Genomic DNA, 6,489 nt, shown 5'->3' with positions numbered 1-6,489 from the left:
ACCACACCACAAACCACCCGAAAACATGCACCCGCCCCGCGGGACCGCATCAGCTCTTTGACAACTTCACAGTGTGAGCGCAGGGCAACTCGAGTCTCGAGTTCAGTCCGCAACGTCGATGAAGTCGGTGAAGCCGTACTGCTCGTGCGGCCCGATGACGGCGAATTCGAAGAGACCGCGAGCACGCTCGATCGAATCACCGTCGCTGATGGTGAATTCGGTGAGATGGTCGATCGGACAGAACAGTTTCATGGTGTCGTCGAGATCGTCGACGAGGGTGTGGCTGTTCTGCACCTCGAGCTCGCCCTGCCACATGCCGTGTCGCCAGTCCTGCTCCAACCCGTACCCCGTGCCGAAGCCCAGGAAGTTGGCCAGCTGCGGGACGCACTCGACGGTGGTCACCGCACCGCCAGGGCGGGTGAAGACGAGCGTTGCGGCGATCGGCTCACGAGTTCCGGGCCGGAAGGTGATGGTGTGCTCGACCCTGCCGAGCCATTCGGCGGGCCGGTCGCGATCGTGCCAGATCCTCTGGGTCTCGTCGACCACCCGCTCACCGGTCGAGGTCTCCTGCAGCAGAACGACGATCGAGTGGTCCCGGCATGCGATCACGGCGTAGATCCAGAAAAAGGACCCGTGTGTCTCGGTCACCGCACGACCGGGTGGTTCGGGCTCTCCGACAGGTCGAACACCCCACGACCGATCCCGATTACCGCGCCAGGTGTCGGGGGTGACGTCGAAGGACTCATCGGCCACGGTCAGCGCACCCGACCAGGAGCCGGTTTGCACGAAACGCATCGTGTCGATGAACACCCGGTCGAGTCGGCGTTGGAAGTGCCTGGCCTCCAGCGTCGCCGGACTGATCCCGGTGAATGTCAGGTCGAACGACATGCCCACGTTGTCGTCGTCGAGTACCAGTCGCAGACGTTCCAGGCCCTCCTCGATCTCTATGCGGAACGGGCCCACCGAGAGGTCGGACCGTTCGGCACCGAGGGCGCGTGACGCGCGGAATACGCGGTGGTCGCCGCCGTGTCGCAGCACCGCGAAGCAGTCGGTGACGCCCAGGTTCGGGTAGACACCGAAGCCGACGATCAGCCAGGGCAGGGAGGGGTCGCTGCCGTGACAGTTGAAGTAGTAGCGATCGTAGAAGTTCCGGTCGGAGGTACCCGGATGGCGGATCACCTCGGCGACCTGGTGGACGGGGTAGTCGTCCATGCTCGACAGGGTCATCGTCTGGATCCAGGCGCAGTCATGCCCGCAGTCGTCGTCATGGTCGGTCCCCGACGTCCTTGTCCGCCCAGTATGTCCCGGCGAGCATCGCGTCCACCGTGGCGCGATGCATGATCATGTCGTCGGGGTCATCCGGAACGGTGGCATGACCGAAGGTGATCGCACGAATCTGGATGCGGTACATGATGACCGCGTGGATGATCGACGCGTAGGTGATGTAGAAGTCCAGATCCTGGACCTCGTACCCTGTTGCCTGACGGTAGATCTCGGCCACACGCGCTCGTCCGAGGAGATCGGGCAACCCTGGTAGCCCCGCCATCTCGGTGATGTCCTGGAAGAAGCGGTGCAGGAAGATCGTCCACCCCAGGTCGAGCTCGCGCGGTCCGAGACAGGCCATCTCCCAGTCGAGTACGGCCACCGGCCGGAAATCGGCGAAGATCATGTTGCCGATCCGGGCGTCTCCCCAGGACAGGGCGGGGTCGCTCTCGGCCGGGAGGTTGTCGTCGATCCACTCGAACGCCCGCTCGATCAACGGAGAGCGTGGGTGTCCGGCGCCGGCCCACTCGTAGAACTCCTGCAGTCGTCGGACATGCGCGCGTAGCGGGGTCTCGCCATCGCCGGGGGCCTCGAGCAGGTCGTCGTCCACCGGCGCCGCGTGGATTGCCGCGATGGTCTCCACCGCGCTGCGTTCGAGCAGCGCGAGCTCGTCGTCGCTCGCCTCGGTCACCCACGAACCGAACGTGTACGGCATGACGTCCGGAGGGATGACCCCGTCGATCCGCTCCATCACGAAGAACGGCGACCCGAGCGGTCCCGGATCGGGTTCCGACCAGTACAGCGCGGGGACGGGTACCTCGGTTGTCTCGGCGACCCGCTTCATCACCGCGTACTGGCGGTCGAGGTCATAGGTGGCGAACACCGGGTCGGACTCCGCCAGCGGCGCGACCCGAGCGACCAATCGATGCACCTGCCCGGACCAGCGGGCATCGAACAGGATGGTCTCGCTGGACATGCCGTTGGCCGACGGGATCTGCAGATCCTCTATCACCGCATCTGCGCCCTGTACCCCCTGCAACCACACACCGAGCCGTTCGCGCAACATCACGGGATCGCGCTGCGACTCCTTGGGGCGCGCCACGTCACCGTGATCGGCGTCGGCGGCGTCCCGATGCTCGACGGACGAAACACCATCAGCCATAAGCGATCCCAATCATCTACCGTGATCGGTGTCGATCGACGGTGGTTGTGGATGCTACGCCGGGAGGCCGGAAATAGAACACGTTTTAGTTCGATTCGTCGGTCGCTCTCCGACGGCATCGGTGACACTGGTCGGATGACACGACATCGGCTGACATCGCAGGCGCTCGGCGCCGGCACCCTCCTGCTGGCGCTGACGCTCGTCACTGCGTGCGGCAGCGACAGCTCACCGTCGACCTCCTCGGCCGACGGGCCGCCCGCGGTCACCGTCAACGGTGTCGGCGAGGTGCAGGGCACCCCGGACACCCTCACCGCACAGATCGGTGTCGAGACCCAGGCCGCCGACGTGACCGCGGCGATCGCGCAGGCCAACAGCAGCGTGCGCACCGTCACCGATGCGGTGGTGTCGGCAGGTGTGGATCGCAAGGACGTGCAGACCCAGCAGGTCTCCATCACCCCGCAGTACGCGGGCGCCCTCCCGGGCGGCAGCAACGCGATCTCCGGTTATCAGGCCACCAACACGCTGCGGGTCACCGTCCGTGACCTGGCGAAGGCGTCCACCGTGCTCGGCGACGCGGTGTCGGCGGGCGGCAACGCCACTCGGCTGTCCGGGGTGTCGTTCCGGGTCGACGACAACTCGAAGCTGCTCTCCGACGCCCGCTCCCGCGCTTTCGCCGACGCCAAGGACCGCGCCGAGCAGTACGCGAAACTCTCCGACAGCGGCCTCGGAAAGGTGCTGTCGATCTCGGAGAACATCAGCGGTCAGGACCAGCCGGCGTCGGCGGACCGCAGCGCGTCATCGAGCCTCGCGGTCCCCATCGAACCCGGGCAGCAGACCATCAACGTCTCGGTCAGCGTGAAGTGGGCGCTGAACTGACCTGACCGAGCCCTTCCGGAACGGCCTCTAAAGCCGGTCGAGGATGAGGTCCGTCTTGAGGATGTCGCCGTGGTAGAGCCAGGCGTTCGAGTCAGTCAGCGAGATGGCCTTGGAACGTAAGCTCGACGCCTCGGAGCGGGTGTCGACAGTGAACGACAACTCGATGACCGTCTGCGTTCCGCCGCCCGACGCAGCGGGGACCGTCAGCACCTCGATGCTCGGCTCGGTCCCCTGCCAGGACCCGCTGTAGACCTTGGTTGTCACCGGACCGTGGGCCGCCGACTCGGTCAGGCGATCGGTACCCCAGTGCTTCGCGGTCCAGTCATCGAGCTTGCCGGGAATGTTCGACACCAGGAGCGACCGCGCGGTCGACACCGCAGGCAACGACGTCCCGGAATAGCCCGACCCGCTCGCCGACTTGTCGTTGCTGAAGCTGAGCTCCTGCGCGCTGTAGCCCCAGTCGACCTGGGCGTCGTAGTTCGTGTCGGACGAGTCGAAGCCGGCACGGTTGGCGGTGTCGAGGGCCGAGGTGACGTCGCCGTTCGACACGTCGAATCGCTTCTTGTAGTTCAGTTCCAGGTCCTTGCCGCTCTTGTGGCGCAGCCGCACGCTCCAGCCCTGCCCTTTCAGGGCACGTGAGCTGGTGTCGAAGTACTCGTACGAGCGCGACGACGCGGTCGTCGACAGCCCGAACGCGCTGCGTACAGCCGCCGACGGCGCTCCCGAGCTGTCCAGCGCCGCGGGCAGCAGGTCCAGCTTGACCTCGTAGTCCGGCGTGGCGTTCGCATCAGCCGAAGCGACGCCGGCCCCCGCGGTGATGGAGACGACGGTGGCCACCGCGACAGCGGCGGCGCGCAGGGACATGGGCAGACGGGTCCGACTCATGGCTCGAAAGCTATGCCGAGCTAATGAACGGCGGGGGCCGGAACGACCGGGCGTTGTTCATGCGCCCGCCACCTGAGCGTCGATCGCCCCTGGTACCCCTGCCCGATGCACATTGTTCGAAAGCTGTTGGTCCCCGCCGGAATTGCGATGGTTGTCGCATCCAGCGCCTGCTCGTCGTCGCCGGATCCAGTTACTGGTTCCGACTCCGGGAGCACCTCCGCCACCGCGAGCGCGACCAATGCGGTGACGGTCTACACCACCGACATCCCACCACTGGCGACGATCGGCGGCGTCACGATCGGCGGTAGCGCGTACGGATCCGCCCTCACCCCGGTGCCGGGGGCCCGCGACGAGTTCTACGGACTCACCGACCGAGGACCGAACGTCGACGGCCGCACCGACACCGAGAAGGTGTTGCCGATCCCCGACTTCCATCCGGCCATCGGCCGGTTCCGACTCTCCGACGGCCGCGCCGTGCTGACGAAGACGATCACGCTGTCGGGTACCGACGGCGCCCCGCTGAACGGTCTCGTCGACCCCCGCGCGGACACCGGTGAGTCCCTCGTCGACATCAACGGCCGCGCACTGCCGCGATCCGATCACGGCCTCGACACCGAGGGACTCGTCGCGCTGGCCGACGGGACCTTCTGGGTGTCCGACGAATACGGCCCCTACCTCGTGCACTTCGACGCGAAGGGCAAAGAGATGGGACGCCTCTCGCCGTTCGACGAAACTCTGCCGAGAGAGTTGTCGCTGCGGACACCGAACCAGGGAATGGAGGGACTCACCGTCACGCCCGACGGCAGCACCCTCGTGGGCGTCATGCAGTCGGCCCTGAAGACTCCCGGACTGAAGGGATCGGCCAAATCCGTTCCCGTGACACGTATCGTCACCGTGAACCTGACGACCAAGGCGGTGTCGGAGTACCTCTACCCGTTGGCGAATCCGCGGAAGACCAAGGTCGCCGTCTCCGAGATCACCGCGCTGAGCAACACCCGGTTCATCGTCGACGAACGCGATGGCAAACTCGAGCCCGGTGCCGACAAGAAGCTCTACGTCGCCGACATCTCCGATGCCACCGACGTCGGCCCCAGGTCGACGGTGCCCGGCGCGCGGTACGTCGCCGACGCCGGTGGCCTCCAGATCGGCGGGCGCGCCATCGAGACCGCCGTCGGCGTCGCCACCGACTCCGTGGCGATCGAGACGCTGCGTGCGTCCAAGATCACCACCACGACAAAGGAACTCGACCTCGATCTGGGCGCGCTGGTGACCCGGATCGACCCATCCGGGGCGTTCTTCGGCCACGACAAGGTGGAGGGCGTCGCCGTCCTCGACGGCGGGTCGACCCTGGTCATCTCCAACGACAGCGACTTCGGGCTCGCCGGCCTCGCAAACGACTCCCCGCCGTTCGCGCTGAAGCCGAAGATCCTGCCCGACGGCAAGCAGGACTCCGGCGAGATCCTGGTGGTCGACACCACCCGACTCCCCGAAGCAGGCAAATGACCCACCGCCACGGCTGAGCAGCGCAGTCGTCGGCCGGCGTCGATACCATCGACCCGATGCGGCACCTGATGATCTTCGTGGTGGTCATCCTGGCCTCGGCGTTGATCGGTGGCGCCGCCTCGTCGACGTCGATCGACGTCCACGCCAACCGCAAGATCGGCGCGCTGTTCGTCGGTGACACCGATCGGCACACGTGCACGGCAGAATCGGTGCACAGCCGCTCCGGCGATCTCGTCCTCACCGCGGCGCACTGCCTGACCGGCGCCACCGGTCCGTTCACCTATGTACCCGCGTACCGCGCGGCGGAGGCGCCCTTCGGTCGCTGGACGGTCACCTCGGTTTATCTCGACCCCGGTTGGCTCACCGGCCAGGACGTCAACCGGGACTACGCGGTACTCCGCGTGCGCCCCGAGCCGCAGACCTCACACCGGACGCTCGAGTCGGTGACCGGCCGCGGCTTCGCCATCGGCTCGTTCGGTGTCGGGAAGGCCATCCGGGTGGTCGGGTACGGCGCCGGGTCCGGCGACACCCCGATCGGATGCCACGGCCGCACCCGGGAGGCGCGGGACTCCCCGACGGTGACCTGCCGCGGACTCGTGGACGGGACCAGCGGCTCACCCTGGATGACCGGTCGCGCCACGACGATCGGACTGGTCGGCGGCTACAACCAGGGCGGCTGCGTCAGCTTCATCTCGCACTCACCCATGTTCGACGCCGACCTCACCGCGCTGATCGCACGGGCAGATGACGGCGGACCGGGCGACACGGCCCCACCCACGGGCGCGGCGGTCTGCTGAACC

The 6,489-nt window shown here is 66.9% G+C and carries 6 protein-coding genes; 3 read left to right on the top strand and 3 right to left on the bottom strand.

Features of this window, described 5'->3' with window-relative positions; all coding sequences use genetic code 11:
• Window positions 1-102: 102 nt before the first annotated feature.
• Window positions 103-1,227 carry a hypothetical protein gene (locus JHC79_RS14390; protein ID WP_296391923.1) on the bottom strand — a complete coding sequence of 375 codons (1,125 nt, stop codon included), beginning with the start codon at window positions 1,225-1,227 and terminating at the stop codon, window positions 103-105.
• Between the two features lie 37 nt (window positions 1,228-1,264).
• A complete protein-coding gene (locus tag JHC79_RS14385; RefSeq protein ID WP_296391921.1) occupies window positions 1,265-2,425 on the bottom strand; it encodes a phosphotransferase family protein in 1,161 nt (386 codons plus the stop codon).
• A 135-nt stretch (window positions 2,426-2,560) separates the two neighbouring features.
• Between JHC79_RS14385 and JHC79_RS14380 the strand changes: the two genes are divergently transcribed.
• Window positions 2,561-3,301: an SIMPL domain-containing protein gene (locus JHC79_RS14380; protein WP_296391920.1), complete on the top strand. Its 741-nt coding sequence runs from the start codon at window positions 2,561-2,563 to the stop codon at window positions 3,299-3,301.
• A gap of 27 nt (window positions 3,302-3,328) precedes the next feature.
• Here the strand turns inward: JHC79_RS14380 and JHC79_RS14375 are convergent, their stop codons facing one another.
• On the bottom strand, window positions 3,329-4,186 hold the full coding sequence (locus JHC79_RS14375; RefSeq protein ID WP_296391918.1) for a hypothetical protein: 858 nt from the start codon (window positions 4,184-4,186) through the stop codon (window positions 3,329-3,331).
• 105 nt (window positions 4,187-4,291) lie between these two features.
• On the opposite strand from JHC79_RS14375, the gene JHC79_RS14370 reads away from it, so the two are divergent.
• Window positions 4,292-5,689, top strand: coding sequence for an esterase-like activity of phytase family protein (locus JHC79_RS14370; protein WP_296391916.1), 1,398 nt, complete (start codon window positions 4,292-4,294; stop codon window positions 5,687-5,689).
• A 56-nt stretch (window positions 5,690-5,745) separates the two neighbouring features.
• On the top strand, window positions 5,746-6,486 hold the full coding sequence (locus JHC79_RS14365; protein ID WP_296391915.1) for a trypsin-like peptidase domain-containing protein: 741 nt from the start codon (window positions 5,746-5,748) through the stop codon (window positions 6,484-6,486).
• The last annotated feature ends 3 nt before the right edge of the window (window positions 6,487-6,489 follow it).

The organism is Williamsia sp. (genome assembly GCF_016462415.1).
In the GTDB taxonomy this organism is placed as follows: Bacteria; Actinomycetota; Actinomycetes; order Mycobacteriales; family Mycobacteriaceae; genus Williamsia_A.
The sequence above is the reverse complement of the archived record's forward strand: the minus strand, read 5'-3'. Positions and strand labels throughout refer to the sequence as shown.